Genomic DNA, 17,289 nt, shown 5'->3' with positions numbered 1-17,289 from the left:
TCACATCCGGAAGACACCGTACGACGGCTCGGGGACAGGCGCGTGCGCCGCGGCCGCGAGCCCCATGCCGAGTACGCGTCGGGTGTCGACGGGGTCGATGATGCCGTCGTCCCAGAGTCGGGCGGTCGAGTAGTACGGCGAGCCCTGCTGCTCGTACTGGTCACGGATCGGTGCCTTGAACGCCTCCTCGTCGGTGGCCGGCCACTCCTCGCCACGCGCCTCCAGGCCGTCACGACGCACGGTCGCGAGCACCGAGGCGGCCTGCTCGCCGCCCATGACGGAGATGCGCGCGTTCGGCCACATCCACAGGAACCTCGGGTCGTACGCGCGCCCGCACATGCCGTAGTTGCCGGCGCCGAACGAGCCGCCGACCACGACGGTGAACTTCGGCACGACCGAGCTGGCGACCGCCGTGACGAGCTTCGCGCCGTCCTTGGCGATGCCGCCGTTCTCGTACTCCCTGCCGACCATGAAGCCGGTGATGTTCTGCAGGAAGACGAGCGGGACGCCGCGCTGGTTGGCGAGCTCGATGAAGTGCGCACCCTTGAGAGCGGACTCCGAGAACAGGATGCCGTTGTTGGCGACGATCGCGACCGGATAGCCCCAGATGCGGGCGAACCCGCATACCAGCGTCTCGCCGTAGAGCTGTTTGAACTCGTGCAGACGCGACTCGTCCACGATGCGCCGGATGATCTCGCGTACGTCGTAGGGGGTGCGCGAGTCGGTGGGTACGACGTCGTACAGCTCGGCCGGATCCGCGAGCGGTTCTTCAGACTCGTACCGCGCGATACTCGAAGCACGCGGCGGTTCGAGGGTGTCGACGATCGAGCGGACGATGGCCAAGGCCTCGGCGTCGTCGTTCGCCAGGTGGTCGACGACGCCCGATGTACGTGCGTGGACGTCGCCGCCGCCGAGGTCCTCGGCCGTCACGACCTCTCCGGTCGCCGCCTTCACCAGGGGCGGGCCGCCGAGGAAGATCGTGCCTTGCTCCTTGACGATCACGGACTCGTCTGACATCGCCGGGACGTACGCGCCACCGGCAGTGCACGACCCCATCACCGCGGCGATCTGGGGGATGCCGCGCTTCGACAGGTTGGCCTGGTTGAAGAAGATCCGCCCGAAGTGCTCGCGGTCGGGAAACACCTCGTCCTGCATCGGCAGGAACGCGCCACCGGAGTCGACCAGGTAGATGCACGGCAACCGGTTGTCCGCGGCGATCGTCTGCGCACGTAGGTGCTTCTTCACCGTCAGCGGATAGTACGTGCCGCCCTTGACCGTCGCGTCGTTCGCCACGATCACGCATTCGCGGCCATGGATGCGGCCGATGCCGGTGACGATGCCGGCACTCGGCACAGCGTCGTCGTACATGCCACCCGCGGCCAGCGGCGCAACCTCGAGGAACGGCGAACCCGGGTCGAGCAACCGGTCGACCCGCTCGCGTACGAGCAGCTTGCCTCGCCCCTCATGCTTGGCCCGCGCCGCTTCGGAACCGCCCTGGCGTACGACGGCAAGACGCTCGCGCAGCTCGGCGACCAGTTCACGCATGGTCGCCATGTTAACGGTTGTTAACTACGCTGGCGAGTCCGAGCCTGCCGATCAACTCATCCGGTGGCGCCCAGCACGACGAGGGTCACGCCGGCGGCAACACACGCCAGCCCTACGAGGATGTGGACGACGCCCTTCCGGCCGTGCTCGCGGCTCAGCTCGGACTCCGAACGTGTCGAGATCACCAGCGGCTGCGCGTCGCTCGGCTCGCCGATCACGACCTCACCGTCGACATCGGTCGCTTCGCCGAGTACGTACACACGACTGCCCTCCTCGAGAACCCACTCCCGACTGCGGAAGCCGATCGTGCCTGTTCGGGCACCCGCTCCGAGCAGCAGGCCACCGAGCATGGGGAGGACGCCGTTGTCGGCCGCGAAGCCGTCAGCCGGCCCGGGTTCGCGGAACTCGTCGATCACCTTTCGGGCCTTCTCGATGTTGACGGTCGGGCGTACGAGAACCGTGCCTGTCGCGTCCTCGACGTAGAACGGCTCGTCGCTCCTACTCGATGTGAGGGTTTCGGTCTTCCTGCGCGTACGTTCGCCCCGGCGTTCGGTGAACTCACGCTCGACCTTGTGGCGGAACCACACGCACCTCGTATCGGTGAGCTGAGACGTCAGCGGGCCGCCCGGTCCGAAGCGTACGACTCCTTTCACCTCGGCGGGATGGTTGAACGAACCGCCTCCGCCCGCCGCGACGGCGGCCCGGGCGAGTGCCGTGAGCTCTGCCGCCGTCGCCGTGTCGGTCACGGTCATGCGCTGAATCGATCGCCGCTCGAGAACGATCATGAACGCCGGCAGCGCAGCGAACAGGATCACGACGACTCCGACGATGATGAGGCCCATCTGCATCCCTTCCGTCGTTATCGGCGCGAGAGCAGCTGCAGCTTCGCGCCGTCGGCAACGAGAATCCCGTCGGAGCTCAGCGCGACAGGGTCCACCTCGTCGGCCAACTCGATGGGCGTACCCGTTCGGCTGTCGAACACCGCCTCGCCGTCGCCGAACTCCGCGCCCAACGGTTCGACCGCGAACGCGCCGCCTGCCGCCACCAGTTCGGACGGCGACAGGTCGCTGCTCCAACGCCACAGAACGTCACCGGACTCGACGTCGATGCCGGCATACGTGTTCGGCCCGCGGCCGGTCGGTGCCGGCAGGTCCTCGCCACGGAGCGAATCTGTCGTTATGAGTACGCCCGCTTCCACGTCGATCGTGGACTCGCCCGCACCGGGATCGCCGGTGGGCAGGCTCCACAGCCTCCGACCGGTGTCGGCGTCGAACGCGGTCATCTCGTACTGCGCGGCTGTCAGGACCGCGATCCCATCGCCACCGACCCAGCCGAGGAGGCGCGGTTCGATCCGGTCGGCCAGCGAGACGCGTGCCACCGGGCGCCGCTCGGCATCGGTGATGACGGGATCGAGTGTGTCGGACTCGAAGTACGCAAGGCGGTTGGTCGATACCGGTTTCAGTCGATCGAGACGCACGTCGGTCACGATCGACGAGCCGTCGGCGGCGTCGATGGCCGCCGATCGGTCGTACAGACCGTCGCCGCCGATCGTCAGCGCGACGGTGCCGCCCTCGATCGTGGCGATGTCAGCCGATCGGCCGAGCCTGCGAGTCCAGGCGACCTCGCCGCCCGGCTCGAGCCCGGACAACCTGTGTACCGTGCGCTTCTGACTCGCATACGTCATCGTCTGTTCGACGACGATTCGCGGACCGCGACTCGTGTCGGCGCATGTGAACGTCGTGACCGGCGGCAGCCCGCCGTCATCGTCCGGGCGAAGCGCCAGTTCCCTCGGGCGGACAATGCGTCCTGACCGCATGTCCTCGAGTACCACTGGGCGCGAGGCGTCGATGGTGCCCCCAGCCATCGCACCGCCGCAAACGACCGCCGTCAGCAGCATCTCCGCGTCACGTCCCGACGTCCAGGTCACGTCGTAGGGGGATGACGCGACCGACCCGTTCGAGCCCGAGCTCCCCGAACCCGCTGTCTGGTCAGGATGGCCGTCGGCAGAGCTGCATCCGCAGGCGACGGCGAGGACGAGCGGTGCCAGGAAGGTCACGCGACGCATCGGGATTCCTCTCGTGATCGGGCTCGCGGTTCGAAGCCCTGATGGCAGGGTCGCCCGGCGCGCTTTCACCGCGCTTACACGGCGTGTGAGCGCTTGGTGAGCACCGTCTCGACGGCGAACAGTCCGGCGACATGTGTGCGCTGGTCGCCCGCTAGTACGTGAGTGCGTCGACGAGGAGGAACGACCACCGGTCGGGCACGGCCTCGACCGCCCCGTGAGCGACCTCACCAAGGACGCGCGTCTCGGACTCGAACCAGCGGAATGGCGCATCCGTCTCGGTGTACCGGAGCGCGGACGCCGCGAGCTCAGCGGCTCAGCGCCGTCTCGGCGCCGACGTGGGACAGCTTCTCGGGATTGCGTACGGCATAGATCCCGGTGATGACCTCCTGCTCGATGCGCACCGTCACGACCGTGTCGATCTCGCCGTGCATCCACAGGATCAACGCCGGCTGACCATTGACCTCGGCCGCCCGCAACTGGGTCGTGTCCGAAACCTTGCCCAAGCCGCCGACCACCAGACGCGCGACCTTGTCCGGCCCGTGAACCGGTCGCGGCGCAGCCTGCTTGAGCCCGCCGCCGTCGCCCAACATGACGACCTCAGGCGCGAGCAGGTCGAGGAGTCCCTGGAGGTCGCCCGTCGTCGCCGCACTCTGGAACGCAGCGAGCGTCGCGCGGGTGTCGTGCGCGGAGACGACCTCGCGCAGCCGGCGCGCGGCAACGTGTCCGCGCGCTCGATGCGCTATCTGCCGTACCGCTGCCGGACTCTTGTCGACGGCCTCAGCGATCTCGTCGTAACCGAAATCGAAGACCTCGCGGAGCACGAACACGGCGCGTTCGACCGGCGCTAGCGTCTCCAACACCAGCAGCATCGCCGTCGAAACACTGTCGGCCAACTCGATGTCCTCGGCGACGTCGGGCGCCGTGAGCAGCGGCTCGGGAAGCCACGGGCCGACATACGACTCCTTGCGCCGAGACAGCGTCCGCAGCCGATTGAGCGCCTGCCGGGTCGTGATCTTGACGAGGTACGCACGCCGCTCCCGAACCTGGTCGAGGTCGACATCACTCCATCGGAGCCAGGTCTCCTGCAGCACGTCCTCGGCGTCCGCGGCCGAGCCGAGAATCTCGTACGCGACGGTGAACAGCAGCTTTCGGTGATCCACGAACGTCTCAGTCGCGGTTTGCGGCGAGTCCAGCATCGGATCTTTCCCCCAGTAGGACGACGTCATCCATCAGACGTCGCAAGACCCCACCACCTTACCCCGCAAGGCGCGTGGCATGGGTCACACCTCGAGACCGTCACAACCTTCGCGCGATCAGTGTCTTGTGGGCATCCCGTTTCGATTCGAGAGAGGACGCACCATGGAACCCCGGCTCAATCTGTTCACCAACGAGGTCGCCAGTAAGTTCATGAAGCGGTTCGCCAACGCCTCGATGGTGATCCACCAAGCCATCCCGACGACGCTCCACGAACTCGTCTCGTTGCGGGTCAGCCAGATCAACGGCTGCGGATGGTGTGTCGACATGCACACCAAGGAGGCCGCGGCGGCCGGCGAGACCGCAGTCAGGCTGAGTCTCGTCGCGGTGTGGCGCGAGACCACCGTCTTCAACGAGGCCGAACGAGCCGCGCTCGCGTTGGCCGAGGAGGGCACCCGCCTCGCGGATGCGCACGAGGGCGTCTCGGATGACACCTGGGAGCACGTACGCAAGCACTTCGATGAGAACCAGATCGCGGGGTTGGTGAGCCTCGTCGGCCTGGTCAACGCCGCCAACCGGTTCGCCGTGATCGTTCATCAGCGAGGCGGCTCGTACGAGCCCGGCATGGCCCCGCCGAGCTGACCGCGACGACGGTGACGACGCCCCGCGGACCCCGGTCGCTCAGATGACCGCGCTCCGCGGCGGCGCGGTGCCGGACAACGCATGGCGGCCGATGTGCTGGTACTTCCAGCGGATCGGGTCATGCAGCGTGTGCGTACGCGCGTTTCGCCAGTGCCTGCTGAGGTTCAGCTCGGCGGCGGCAGAGCGAGTACCCGAGACCTCGAACAACGCCGAGCTCGCCGCGATCGATGCCTTCTCTCCGAGGATCTTCGCGGTCGCGACCGCGATCGACGCCTCGGTCGCCGACTGCTCGTGCGGCATCGCCAACGCGCGGTCGAGGCGCTCCCCGGCGGTACGGAGCACCGACTCGGCCGCGGCGACCTCGACACTCAGCTCGCCGAACCGCTGGATCACGAGCGGGTCGCTCGCGGCGTGCTCGACCTCGGCCTCGTACCAAGGACGGCTCTTCGTGTTCACGAACGTCGCCGCCTCGTCCAGCGCTCCGCGGGCGATGCCGACGTCGATGGCGGCATGCAGGAGCTGCGCGAAGGCCCCATAGCTGTGTGGTTGGTCGAACGCCGGGTTGCGCGGAACCACCCACTCGGCCGCGATCTGCACGTCGTTCAGCCGGACGGTGCCACTCGCGGTGAGCCGCTGGCCGAGGGCGTCCCAGTCGTCCTCGACCGTCACGCCCGGCGTCGTTGCCGGTACGTACGCGACGTACTCGCCCTCCTCGAGCCCTGCCACGTGGTTCGGGTCGTCGAGACGCGCGAGCACGGGGATACGGTCGGCGAACAGCGACCCTGTGCAGTAGTACTTCGTGCCCTGGAGCACGAATCCACCCGAGCCGATGGGCTTGAGCGTCGTGTTGATATCGCGCACGGTCTTGCTCGCCCGCTCCGATTGGGCGTTCGCGAGCCGGCCGCCCGACAGGATCTCCCCAAACAGCTGCTCACGCTGCCGCGACGTCGCGGTGAGGCGCAGCAGGTTCACGTACACGAAGTGGCTGTGCGGGATCTGCGCGATGTTCGGGTCGGCCGTCGCGAGCAGCCGGAAGACCTCCGAGACCGTCGATGCTCGCACGTCCGCGCCGCCGTACTCACGGGGCACGGTGATCGCGAACAGACCGGCGGCGCTCAGTGCGTCGATCTCGGCCGCGGGGAGAATGCGGTTCAGGTCGCGCTCGGCGGCATCGACAGCGAACTCCGCGGCGAGCGTACGCGCGCTCGCGACGGCATCGTCGTCAGAGCCGATGATCGTGACGGCGCGGGTGAGTATCTGGGCGGTCACGCGAGAACCCCTGTCCGGTTGAGGATCTGAGCCGCGGAGATCGCGAGTGGTGCCTGGTCGATCGCCCACTCGCGTACGACGTCGGGCGCGCCCTCGAGCTGGTCCTCGGTCACCGCGAGCGCACTCGTCGGCGTCGTCGCACCGAGGTCGAGCAGCAGCGGCCGCAGGTGCAGGTCTGCCGCAAATACATGCGCCGGGCTCGCCTGAACTGTCACCGGTACCGCGGTGACGCTGTCGAGGCCGCGGTGTGGGAACACGTCGAGGAACGACTTGAGGAGACCGGTGTACGAGCCCTTGTAGATCGGCGTCGACACGATCAGGACGTCGCTGGAACGTACCTCCGCGACCGCATCGCCGATCTCTCGGCTCGCCGGCGTCGACAGTGCCGAGGAGTACGCGGCCAGGTCGATCGTCGTATGTCGCACGCCGAGGCCGCTCCCGCGCGCGGAGTCGGCGATCGCCTCACCCACAAGCTGCGTAAGCGTGAATGTGCGTGACCCCGCGCGCGGGTTGCCGCAGAGCGTCATAACGCGCAATGCAATATCTGCCATACGCATACTCTAGTAACTCAGTAGGATTTATCAAGTAGCCGGTGCTCGTGTCCGCGGTCACACCTGACCCGCGGTCTAGGGTGTGCCCATGGGCAACGGCCGCAAACAGCAGATTCTCGACACCGCGGCCGGCCTGTTCGCCGAGCGCGGTTTCCACGGAGTCTCGGTGCACGACATCGGCACGGCGATCGGGGTATCCGGGCCCGCCCTCTACCGGCACTTCGACGGCAAGGACGCGATCCTCGCCGAGATGCTCGTCGACATCAGCAACCGGCTACTCGACGAAGGCGGCCGCCGGGTCGAATCTGCGTCGACCGCGCTCGAGTCGCTGCAGTCGCTCGTCGACTGGCACGTCGACTTCGCGCTCACGTACCCGTCGCTGATCGTCGTGCAGGAACGCGAGTGGGCGAACCTTCCCGAGAAGATTCAAGACACGGTACGCGCGACGCAGCTCGCGTACATCGACCTCTGGGTCACTGCGCTTCGGACGCTGCGACCGGAGCTCGACGTACGCTCCGCGCGCGCCGCCGCGCAGGCGGCGTTCGGGCTGATCAACTCGACTCCGCACTCCGCGCGGATCGGGCGCCCGGCCATGCGCGACCTGCTGACCGAGATGGCTGTCGCCGCACTGCTCGGACGCGCCGCGTCCGGCAGCTGAACTCGTAGCGAGATCGCTCTGGGCAAAATCCGTTGACCTCAACCGTCATTGAGGAACTAGGTTCCACCTATGCACCAGTCAGCGCCTCGTACGCGGGCCCACCTCCTCGACCGTGACCACCGGCTCGTCAGCATCGGCATGATCGCACTGGTGGCGCTTGCGGCGTTCGAGGCGATGGCCGTGACCGCGGCGATGCCGACCGTCGCCGATGCCCTTGACGGGCTCTCGCTCTATCCGCTGGCGTTCGCGCTGCCGCTGGCGACCGGCATCGTCGGGATGGCCGTCGGTGGCAATCTCAGCGACGTACGCGGACCGCTCCTGCCGCTCCTCGGCGGCGTCGCCGTCTTCGCGGTCGGCCTGCTGGCCGCCGGAGCCGCACCGACCATGCTGGTGCTGACGCTCGCGCGCGGCTTCCAGGGGTTCGGCAGCGGCGTACTCATCGTCGCCCTGTACGTCGTCGTCGCGCGGCAGTTCCCGACCAGCCTGCAACCGCGCGTCTTCGCCGCATTCGCCGGAGCGTGGGTGATTCCGGCGATCGTCGGGCCGGCGATCGCCGGGCTGATCGTCGACCACCTCGGCTGGCGCTGGGTCTTCCTCAGCGTTCCCGCGCTCGCGATCGTCGCGCTGGGCCTGCTCGTCCCGTCGCTTCGCAGCGGGCTGCGTACGCCCGACCGGGAAGCCATCGAGACCCGCGCACAGACCGGTGTCGGCTGGTCGATCGTCGCCGCGGTTGCCGCTACGGCGCTGCATCTCGCCGGCCAGAGCAACGGCCTTCGCGCCGTCGCGTTCGCCGTCGCGGGGCTTGCGGGCCTCGTCGCCGCCGTACCTCGACTCCTTCCCCGTGGCACATCGCGGATGCGTCGCGGGCTACCGGCGGTCGTCGCCACCCGCGGGATCATCTCGGCCGCATTCGTCACGGCCGAGGTCTTGGTCCTGCTCCTCCTCAACCGTGAGCGCGGCCTTTCGCCGGGGCACGCCGGGCTCGCACTCACGGCGGCCGCGGTCGCCTGGTCGGCCGGCTCCTGGTGGCAGGGGCGCGACTCGGTCTCGATTCCACGTTGGCGGATCGCGCAGTACGGTGCGATCTCCCTCGTGATCGGCATTGCCGGCTCGGCCCTGGTCACGGTGCCGGCCGTACCCGTCTACGTCGCGTTGCCGACCTGGGCGCTTGCCGGCCTCGGGATGGGGATGGTGATGCCGACCGTTTCACTGCTCACCTTGTCGGCATCGAGGGCAGGCGACGAGGGCCACAACTCGTCCGCCCTGCAGATCAGCGACGCCATCGCGTCGACCGTCGCGCTGGCGGTGACGGGTACGGCCTTCCTCGCCCTGCTCGATGCCAGCGGCAGCGTTGCGTACGTCGTCGGTTTCGCGGCGTCCGCCACCCTGGCCGCCTACGGTGCGGCACAGGCCCACCGAATGGCGCCGGCGGAGGAGGGACAGTCAGCGTGAGTCGGTTCAGATCTGCCCGGCGGGCTGCGACGTGTGCCGCACCGGGACGAGATGCGTGACCGCGCTCGCGCCAGAGACCTGATGCAGCAGGAATCCCGGCGGCTCGGCCACGAACGCGCCGGTGTCTGCGTGCGGATCGAGGTTCAGGTGCACCTGGCGGTACGTGCTCGGGGCGATACTCACCACGGCACCGGCGTAGCCGGCGGTGATGGAACGATGCACGTGGCCCGCAAGGATCCGCTGCACCGGCCTGTGCCGCTCGAGCACGGAGGCGAGTGCATCGGCGTCGCGGAGCATGATCTCGTCCATGACACCGATGCCCGTTCGTACCGGCGGATGGTGCATCGCGACGAGCACCTGCCGCCCGTCCAGGCCGCCCAGCTCTGCGTCGAGCCACTCCAGCTGAGCCGCGCCGAGCATCCCGTACGGTTCGCCGGGGACGCTGGAGTCGCAGCAGATCAGGCTGACCTCGGGATGGTCGACGCGGTAGTAGCAGCGATCCGGCTCCGGCAGCGCAGCCGACGCGAACCCGCTGCCGCCGAGCGAGCTCAGTAACTCGGGCGCAGCATCGTGGTTCCCCGGCACCACGTGCACCGGCATCGCGAGCCGTTCGAGCAGCCCACGGACGATGACGTACTCATCGGGGGCACCGTTGTCGGTCAGGTCGCCGGTGACGACGACCGCATCGGGCAGCGGCCTGAGTGCTTCGAGCCGACTCACCGCCTCGAAGAAGCGCGTGACGGCGTCGCCACCATCCGGACGGGTCGACACGTGTGGGTCGGAGAGATGAGCGATCAGCACACGGCCACGATATTCCGCGGCGTCGCTACGTCCGAATCCGATTCGGGATCAGCCCCAGATCGCGGCCGCCCACTCCGGATGGTCGACGAACGGGTTCCGGTTGTGCTGGAACTGGTCGTAGATGACGTCGTTGCGGTTCTCCTCGAACGCGTCCGGCGGATCCATCTCGTTCCACTGCAGGAGTACGGAGATCTTGCCGATGTTGGGATTCGACCCGTTGTCGACGGCGTCGTTGACCTCGAGGTCGGGGTAGCCGTTCTCACCGTCGTAGCGAACGTCCATGTACATGATCATCCGGGCGACATCACCCTTGACCTCGTCGCGCGGCTCCCAGGAGTCTCCGTCCACGTAGTTTCCGGGCGCCTCCTCGACCTCCTCGCCGCCCTCGTCGAAGTCGAGGTTGCCCCGAGTCGAGTTGACCGTGACGTCCGTGGGACGCAGGTGGTGGACGTCGGTGCCCGGGCCGATGTCGGTGCCGAAGTCGCCGTGCGACTTCGCCCAGACGTGCTCGCGGTTCCAGTCGTCGGCGTCGCCGCCGTTCGCGTCCTCGCTGCGAGACTCGCCGCTGTAGAGCAGGATGACGTTGGCGGGGTTCGCCGGATCCTCGTCGGTCACCTTGAGCGCCTCCCACACCTCGTCGTACGTCAGCTGCGTGACGTCGGCGGAGATGATGGTGTGCAGCGACGAACGCAGCTCCTCGCCCGCCTTCCCCTCGGCACCGTCGTAGTAGCCGTCCGGTACGTCGGCGACCGCAACGGAGGCCGGCGGCTCCGGAACCTCCACCGCAGCGGCCGGAACCTGCGACAAGCCGGCCACCAGGCCGATCGTCAACAGAGCGGTGGACATCGACTTGGTACGCATAGCGGGCTCCCGATCACGCTTGACGTCGTTGGTTCCCGTCGTACCCCGCCGCTCATGCCCGGAAACATGAACGAGCACCTAACAGTTCAACGCCGAGGCTTGAACCTCGCCTGCTTGCCCGTCATCGCGGCGGCGCGCGCGATCTTGCTGTTCGCACCGCGCAAGAGCCCCAGCTGCAGTGAACGCTCCACGCGCAGCGCCGCGCGTACCGGAGCCGTTCGGGTGCGATTCAGCAGCGCCTTCGCCGCGGCGACGGAGTCCGGCGACCGTGCGGCGAGCTGAGCGATGAGCTTCTCCGCCTCTTCCTGCGGATCGGCGGCGACCTCCGTGACGAGCCCGATCTGTTTCGCGTACGTGCCGTCGAACGTCTCGCCGGTCATCACGAGGCGCTTTGCCGTGTCGGCGCCGACGAGCTCGCGTAGCGTGACGGACCCGGTCATGTCGGGGATCAGGCCCCACTTCGCCTCCAGGATGGCGAGCGAGCAGTCGGGCGTCGCGAAGCGGAAGTCGGCCGCGAGCGCGAGCTGCATCGCACCGCCGTAGCAATGCCCGTGCAGGACGGCGACGACCGGTATCGGCAGCGTGCGCCACTCCCAGCACACTCGCTGGAACAGGTTCGTGGCCCGCCACGGCCACCGTACGAAGGCGAGCGCGAGCCGGGACGGCCGCTTCAGCACGCTCGCGAAGTCGAGCCCGGAGGAGAAGGCCGGCCCGTCACCGAGCAGGATCGCCGCTCGCACCGAACGGTCGCGACGCAGTGTGCGCGCCGCATCGACGAGTTGCTCGAGCATCGCCAGGTCGAGGCCGTTGAGCTTGTCGGAACGGGTGAGGCGTACGTACGCGATCTGCTCGCGGACCTCGACCTCGACTCGTCGTGATTGCTGTTCGGTCGGCATGTCAGAACCGGTGGCCGAATCCTCCGCGGCGCTGCCTGCGCAGCTCGCGCGCCGCACGCCGACCGGACAGGTCGCGGGTCTCCTCCGGCAGCCGGTAGATGTCGCAACCCCCCATCAGGTTGAACGACCGGATGCGTACGCGTGGGGCACCCGGTCGCGGACGCCGGGCCGAGCCACGCTCCGTCCGCTCGCCCATCAGCGAGAATCCCGTGACCTCGAGGTCGATCGAGTCCGGGACGTAGATATCGGTGCCGCCCATCCAGGTGTAGGCGTTGATCACCACATCGTCGCCGTCGAGCTCGGCGTTGCGAAGGTCGATCTCGCAGCCGCCCATGATGGTGATCGCGTTGACCTCCTCTGCGACGCGCCACCGGCCCGTACGGTCGGTGCCGCCCATAACGGAGAGGATCCAGCGGCTGACCTTCCGCCGGCGCTCGGGCGACTGCGCGGTCGCCTCGGGAAGATCGGACAGCAGCTCGTCGAGCTGGCCGCGCGTCTTCGCCTCCATCGCTTGCTCGATGCGTTCCTCGTGCTCGGCGAGCGTCAAGCGTCCGACGCCAGCATGCTCGCCGAGCTGGCGTACGACGGCATCGCGGTCGGCATCGGACACACGCAGCTCGCTCGACTCGCGGCGGTCGGGCGTCGCGGCGGATTCGGCGGGTTCGATCGAGTCGGACGGTTCGGTCACAAGAACCACCGTAGCGGTCCGCCGCCGCCTGTTGAGATCATGGCCGCTGTCCCTCGGATCCGATCAATCCGGGGACAGATACGGGGCTCTCAGCACAGAATGTGCCATGAAGCGAAGCGCTGGTAGGTCCGTCATCCTGGGCGCGTTCGTCGCGCTCGTGGCCGCGAGCGCCGCTCCGTCGGGAGTTCTGAGCCCAGCGCAGGCTGTGCACGCCGCGCATGAGCAGGAGCGCGTGGTCAAGCGCGCCGACGTCGACGGCGACGGACGGACAGACGTCGTACGGGTGCGTGATGGTGACAACCGAGTTCGGGTGACCGTGGACCGTGCGCGGGGGCGCACGCTGCGCCGGACGCTCGGGTCGGGGTCGGAGTACGAGCAGCCGAGTTGGCACGGCGCCGCCAACCTGAACGGACGCCGTGGCAAGGAGCTGGCGGTGCTGACAAGGTACGGCGCGCACTCGTTGTTCTTTTCCGTGCTCACGGTCCGGCACGGGAAGCTGGTGCTACAGCGCGCACCCGGTGGCAAGAAGACATGGTTTGTGGACGGCGCCGCGTGGATCGCTGCCGGTTGGAAGCGGTCGCACGAGCATGGTCACCTCCGGATGTCATACCGCTTGGTGACCAAGGACTGGGACACGGACAGGTGGCACGGCTCCGCGACCAAGTACCGGTGGGCCAAGCATCGCTGGCATCGCGTCGACAAGCACGCGCTGCGCCCCCACAGCGACCGCGCGGCGTTCAGATACGGCGGATGGCGTGTCAAGGGTCTTCCCCGCTACTGAACTGTCCCATCGGTGAGTCGTCTGCTAGCGGTATCTGATCCGGCGCGAGATCTCGAGGAGTGTGCTCGCCTCGCGGCGACGCCTAATCTTGGGACGTGGCGAGAAAGGCTGTCCGGCGAGCCCGAGTCGAGGACGTACATCACCTTGCGCTCGGCATGCCCCACGTCACCGTCTACCCCGGCACGGAGCACAAGCCGGTCTATCAGGTTGGCGGGAAGTCGTTCGTCTTCTTTCGGAACCCGCGCCCCGACGCATACGACTCGGAGACCGGCGAGCGTTACGACGACGTCATCGTGTTCTGGGCCCCCAACCAGGGCGACAAGCTCGCGATGGTGCAGGACGACTCTTCACCGTTCTTCACCACCCCCCACTTCGACGGTCACCTATCGGTCCTGCTGCGGGCCAGCCGGATCGGCGAGATCAGCCACAACGAGCTCGCTGAGGTCGTTCAGGAGGCCTGGCTGTCGCGAGCGTCGGCCCGCCGAAGAGCAACATGGCTCGAGGAACACCTGACGGAGTGATGCTCAGACGGTCGCCTGGGCTCGGGTGGTGACGGTTGACGCTCGCGCGGAGCGATTCCCTCGGGTTACCGTCATCGTATGTGCCGGAATATCCGTGTCCTTCACAACTTCGATCCGCCGACGACCGACGACGAGGTCCGCGAGGCCGCCGTCCAGTTCGTGCGGAAGGTCAGCGGGTCGACCCGTCCCTCACGTGCGAACGCCGAGGCGTTCGAGAGGGCGGTCGACGAGATCGCGCTCGCGACTCGTCGCCTGCTCGATGACCTCGTGACGAAGGCGCCACCGAAAAATCGTGAGCGTGAGGCGATCAAGGGGCGCGCGCGTCATGAGAAGCGAATGGAGCGTGAGGTCCGCACCCGGACCGCCGCGACGTAGGCGGCGACTACCCCAGGTCGCCAGACGTACGGAAGGTCGCGACACCGGATGGAGACGCGCGAAGCAGGATCGGACGGTCGACCGATGAGTTTCCGCGTCGAGGCCGGTCTACCCGGCATGAGCCAATACCTACTGTCCGTTCCGCACGACTCCGACGAAGAACCGACCATGGAGACCATGGACCCAGCAGAGCTCGAGGCGGCCATGGCTGCCGCGGGCGCGATCATCGAGGAGCTGACATCGACTGGCGCCTTCGTCTTCGCGGGCGGGCTGACGCCGCCCTCAACCGCGATCACCGTCGACAACACAGGCGAATCGCTGAGCACCGTCAACGGCCCCTTCGTCGAGGCTCCCGAGTACCTCGGAGGTTTCTGGGTGATCGACGTCGCCGACGATGCGGCCGCCCTCGACTGGGCAGCCCGCGCATCGAAGGCCCTCGGAGGCCGCATCGAGGTCCGCGCCTTCCAGGTCCCGCCGGGCGAGTGAGCACAGGTCCCGAGCGCCGTCAGCTGATGTGGTCGCAGTCGCCCCCGTCGATCGTCTCGACGCTGATGCAGGTGTCGTCGCCGTTGTACATGCCCGACGTGTGATCGTTGCCGGGGCCACCGTCGAACGTGTCGTCGCCGCTGGTCCCCTCGAACTCGTCGTCGCCATCGAGCGCGTCGAAGAAGACGGACGACCGGCTACTGTTCGTGTCGCCCCATAGCTCGTCGGCCCTGGTTGTGCCGGTGACCGTCCACGCCGTTCGCGGCGTGGAGAGGTAGGCCTGCTCGATGTCGCGGACCGCGAGCTCGATGTCGTGCCCCAGGGTGAACGTCATGTCGCCGGTCGCCATGTCCCACACTCCCGTCGACAGATCTCGGTTGTGGAGGATCACCGAGTCTTCCAGCTGCAGGAAGTCGAGGCCGTCGCCGCCCCGGATCGCCTGCGGACCGTCGGTGTTGCCGATCTGTGGGTAGAAGGAATCGCGTCCGTCCCCGCCGGTGAGGACGTCGTTGCCGGTGCCCGAGGCGAAGATCGAGTCGTTGCCGGGGCCACCCCCCAGCCGGTCCTCGCCGCCCCGGGCGGAGATCTGGTCGTCACCCAGGCCGCCCCAGGCCCGGTCGGCCTGTCCGCCCGGGTAGCGATGTATGTCGTCCACATCCACGAAGTCGTCATTGCCGCGTGCGTAGACGTCGTCACGACCGGCCCCCGTACTGATCCGATCGCGCCGGCCGGTCCCTTGGACCACGTCGCCGAACGGCGAGCCGATGACGCTGTATTTGTGGCCGGTGAAGGTGTCGACGCCCTCGCCGCGCGCGGTGCCCGTGCGCAGGTCGATGCGGACGCCATGCGCCGACTCGTCCCAGGTGTAGATGTCGTTCACGACGATGTCGGCGTGACGCGCGTCGGTGCCCCCGTCGAGGTGGTCGCTTCCCGAGCCGCCTCGCAACGTGTCACCGATGCGTTCGACGCCGTCCTCCTGAGCGCCGCGCAGCTGGTCGAGCTGGCCGTAGAGCCGGTCGTTGGCGGCGCCGCCGTAGAGCCGGTCGGCACCGGAACCGCCGCAGAGGAGGTCGTGGCCGCCGCCGCCGTAGATCGTGTCGTTGCCGCGTAGACCGTTGATGACGTCCCGGCCGGGCGTGCCATGGATGACGTCGGACGAGTGCGTCCCGACGATGGTGACCCTGATGCCGTGGCAGGTCGTCGTGGCGGCGCGCGCGGGTGCGGCCGGCGCAAGTCCGGCGACGGCGGAGGCGACCGCGAGCGCCAACCCGATCTGGCCCGCGCGCTTGATGCGATAAGACGGGGCAACGGCAGCAGAGTGGTGAAGCGACATTCCCGCTCCTTCAGATCTCCGAACTTTACCGCGCCCGATGCCTGGATGAGGGGAAGTTCGGTAGCAACGGGGTCCGGCGCTACCGAAAAGCGTCCCGTGTCTCCAGATCGAGGAGCCGCCAAAGCTTGCGACGTCACACAGCCGCGGAGCGATACGGGCGCCCAGCGCGCACGTCGTTTCGCTTCAGCGGAGCGGAGGGCTGGAGGCGGGTCACCATTGGGTGATGAGCGGTGGGTCGGGTTTGTGCTGGCGCCAGGTTTCGGTGAGGCGGGCGATGCGGGTGGGGGCGGCGATACTGCGGACGGTTGTGATTTTGCCGTTGGTGATGTCGAATGTCACGGCTCCGGCGATTTGGTCGTCGACCAGGAAGAGGATGGCGGGGGTCTGGTTGACGAGTGCGTAGTGGATGGCGGGTGTGCCGCCGGCGAGTCGTCGTTTCGCGGGGGTGGGTTTGAAGCCGGCTCGGGTGATGGCGGCGATGCGTTGCGCGGTGTCGTACTGCAGCAGTGTTTCGGTCCGGCCGGCGCCGTCGGTGATCGCGGTCGCGTCGTCGGTGAGTAGCGCTACCAGGCGGTCGGTGCGGCCTGAGGTGGCAGCGGCGAGGAATTCTTCGACGATTCTGCGGGCCGATGTCGGGTCGACTTCTCCGATGCCGCGGCGCGCGGCGGTGATGCGGCGTCGGGCTCGGTGGAGGTGTTGTTGGCTTGCGGACTCGGTGACGTCGAGGATGTCGGCGATTTCGGCGTGGCTGTGGGAGAACGCCTCGCGTAGGAGGTAGACGGCCCGCTCGAGGGGGGAAAGGCGCTCCATGAGTGTCAGGACGGCCAGGGAGACCGATTCGCGCTGTTCGAAGGTGTCGGCCGGGCCGAGCATCGGGTCGCCGTCGAGGAGCAGTTCGGGCAACCAGGCGCCGGCGGTGCGTTCGCGGCGGGCTTGTGCCGAGCGGAGCCGGTCGAGGCACAGGTTGGTGACGACCTTGGTCAGCCATGCTTCCGGAACCTCGATCCGCTGCCGGTCTGCGGCTTGCCAGCGCAAGAACGCATCCTGCACGGCGTCCTCGGCGTCGGCGGCCGACCCCAGCAGCCGGTACGCCAGCGAGGCCAGCCGGTTCCGGCTGGCCTCGAACCGACTGGTGTCGAAGCGATCGGTGGCTGTGCTGTCCACGCGAACC

Annotated in this window: 19 protein-coding genes; 7 read left to right on the top strand and 12 right to left on the bottom strand. The window is 68.1% G+C overall.

Features of this window, described 5'->3' with window-relative positions; translation table 11 throughout:
• The 4 genes from L0C25_RS10900 to L0C25_RS10885 all read right to left on the bottom strand — a co-directional run bounded on the left by L0C25_RS10900 (position 1) and on the right by L0C25_RS10885 (position 4,806).
• Positions 1-1,545, bottom strand: a complete 1,545-nt coding sequence (locus L0C25_RS10900) for a carboxyl transferase domain-containing protein (protein WP_271636518.1) — start codon at positions 1,543-1,545, stop codon at positions 1-3.
• A 56-nt stretch (positions 1,546-1,601) separates the two neighbouring features.
• Positions 1,602-2,387 carry a GIDE domain-containing protein gene (locus tag L0C25_RS10895; protein ID WP_271636517.1) on the bottom strand — a complete coding sequence of 262 codons (786 nt, stop codon included), beginning with the start codon at positions 2,385-2,387 and terminating at the stop codon, positions 1,602-1,604.
• A 17-nt stretch (positions 2,388-2,404) separates the two neighbouring features.
• Positions 2,405-3,610, bottom strand: coding sequence for an outer membrane protein assembly factor BamB family protein (locus tag L0C25_RS10890; protein WP_271636516.1), 1,206 nt, complete (start codon positions 3,608-3,610; stop codon positions 2,405-2,407).
• Positions 3,611-3,915: 305 nt separating this feature from the next.
• Complete coding sequence (locus tag L0C25_RS10885; protein ID WP_271636515.1) at positions 3,916-4,806, bottom strand: RNA polymerase sigma-70 factor; 891 nt, start codon at positions 4,804-4,806, stop codon at positions 3,916-3,918.
• Positions 4,807-4,969: 163 nt separating this feature from the next.
• Here L0C25_RS10885 and L0C25_RS10880 point away from each other — a divergent pair, with 163 nt between their 5' ends.
• On the top strand, positions 4,970-5,446 hold the full coding sequence (locus L0C25_RS10880) for a carboxymuconolactone decarboxylase family protein (RefSeq protein ID WP_271636514.1): 477 nt from the start codon (positions 4,970-4,972) through the stop codon (positions 5,444-5,446).
• Positions 5,447-5,485: 39 nt separating this feature from the next.
• Here L0C25_RS10880 and L0C25_RS10875 read toward each other — a convergent pair whose 3' ends face one another.
• Positions 5,486-6,715: an SfnB family sulfur acquisition oxidoreductase gene (locus tag L0C25_RS10875; protein WP_271636513.1), complete on the bottom strand. Its 1,230-nt coding sequence runs from the start codon at positions 6,713-6,715 to the stop codon at positions 5,486-5,488.
• Positions 6,712-7,266, bottom strand: coding sequence for an NADPH-dependent FMN reductase (locus L0C25_RS10870; RefSeq protein ID WP_271636512.1), 555 nt, complete (start codon positions 7,264-7,266; stop codon positions 6,712-6,714). The genes L0C25_RS10875 and L0C25_RS10870 overlap by 4 nt, the downstream gene beginning before the upstream one ends.
• Positions 7,267-7,354: 88 nt before the next feature.
• On the opposite strand from L0C25_RS10870, the gene L0C25_RS10865 reads away from it, so the two are divergent.
• Both L0C25_RS10865 and L0C25_RS10860 read left to right on the top strand, forming a co-directional pair.
• Entirely contained in the window at positions 7,355-7,924 is a 570-nt protein-coding gene (locus L0C25_RS10865) for a TetR/AcrR family transcriptional regulator (RefSeq protein ID WP_271636511.1), read from the top strand.
• Positions 7,925-7,993: 69 nt separating this feature from the next.
• On the top strand, positions 7,994-9,376 hold the full coding sequence (locus L0C25_RS10860; RefSeq protein ID WP_271636510.1) for an MFS transporter: 1,383 nt from the start codon (positions 7,994-7,996) through the stop codon (positions 9,374-9,376).
• 6 nt (positions 9,377-9,382) lie between these two features.
• Here L0C25_RS10860 and L0C25_RS10855 read toward each other — a convergent pair whose 3' ends face one another.
• From L0C25_RS10855 to L0C25_RS10840, 4 genes are all read right to left on the bottom strand, one after another.
• Positions 9,383-10,177 (bottom strand): phosphodiesterase, encoded by a 795-nt coding sequence (locus L0C25_RS10855; protein ID WP_271636509.1) that lies wholly within the window; start codon positions 10,175-10,177, stop codon positions 9,383-9,385.
• A gap of 48 nt (positions 10,178-10,225) precedes the next feature.
• Positions 10,226-11,038 carry an endonuclease I family protein gene (locus L0C25_RS10850; protein ID WP_271636508.1) on the bottom strand — a complete coding sequence of 271 codons (813 nt, stop codon included), beginning with the start codon at positions 11,036-11,038 and terminating at the stop codon, positions 10,226-10,228.
• Positions 11,039-11,124: 86 nt separating this feature from the next.
• Positions 11,125-11,934 (bottom strand): crotonase/enoyl-CoA hydratase family protein, encoded by an 810-nt coding sequence (locus L0C25_RS10845; RefSeq protein WP_271636507.1) that lies wholly within the window; start codon positions 11,932-11,934, stop codon positions 11,125-11,127.
• A 1-nt stretch (position 11,935) separates the two neighbouring features.
• Positions 11,936-12,622 (bottom strand): DUF1707 SHOCT-like domain-containing protein, encoded by a 687-nt coding sequence (locus L0C25_RS10840; protein ID WP_271636506.1) that lies wholly within the window; start codon positions 12,620-12,622, stop codon positions 11,936-11,938.
• 106 nt (positions 12,623-12,728) lie between these two features.
• Between L0C25_RS10840 and L0C25_RS10835 the strand changes: the two genes are divergently transcribed.
• From L0C25_RS10835 to L0C25_RS10820, 4 genes are all read left to right on the top strand, one after another.
• Complete coding sequence (locus tag L0C25_RS10835; protein WP_271636505.1) at positions 12,729-13,403, top strand: hypothetical protein; 675 nt, start codon at positions 12,729-12,731, stop codon at positions 13,401-13,403.
• Positions 13,404-13,498: 95 nt separating this feature from the next.
• Complete coding sequence (locus tag L0C25_RS10830) at positions 13,499-13,924, top strand: MmcQ/YjbR family DNA-binding protein (protein ID WP_271636504.1); 426 nt, start codon at positions 13,499-13,501, stop codon at positions 13,922-13,924.
• Positions 13,925-14,002: 78 nt separating this feature from the next.
• Positions 14,003-14,299: a DUF2277 domain-containing protein gene (locus L0C25_RS10825; RefSeq protein WP_271636503.1), complete on the top strand. Its 297-nt coding sequence runs from the start codon at positions 14,003-14,005 to the stop codon at positions 14,297-14,299.
• Positions 14,300-14,383: 84 nt separating this feature from the next.
• Entirely contained in the window at positions 14,384-14,785 is a 402-nt protein-coding gene (locus L0C25_RS10820) for a YciI family protein (RefSeq protein WP_271636502.1), read from the top strand.
• A gap of 19 nt (positions 14,786-14,804) precedes the next feature.
• Here L0C25_RS10820 and L0C25_RS10815 read toward each other — a convergent pair whose 3' ends face one another.
• Together L0C25_RS10815 and L0C25_RS10810 are read right to left on the bottom strand one after the other, a co-directional pair.
• Positions 14,805-16,118: a calcium-binding protein gene (locus L0C25_RS10815; protein WP_271636501.1), complete on the bottom strand. Its 1,314-nt coding sequence runs from the start codon at positions 16,116-16,118 to the stop codon at positions 14,805-14,807.
• Positions 16,119-16,328: 210 nt separating this feature from the next.
• A complete protein-coding gene (locus L0C25_RS10810; protein ID WP_271636500.1) occupies positions 16,329-17,282 on the bottom strand; it encodes a sigma-70 family RNA polymerase sigma factor in 954 nt (317 codons plus the stop codon).
• Between the last annotated feature and the right edge of the window lie 7 nt (positions 17,283-17,289).

The organism is Solicola gregarius (genome assembly GCF_025790165.1).
Taxonomy (GTDB): domain Bacteria; phylum Actinomycetota; class Actinomycetes; order Propionibacteriales; family Nocardioidaceae; genus Solicola; species Solicola gregarius.
Note: the sequence above shows the minus strand (reverse complement) of the source record. Positions and strands in the feature narration are given on the sequence as shown.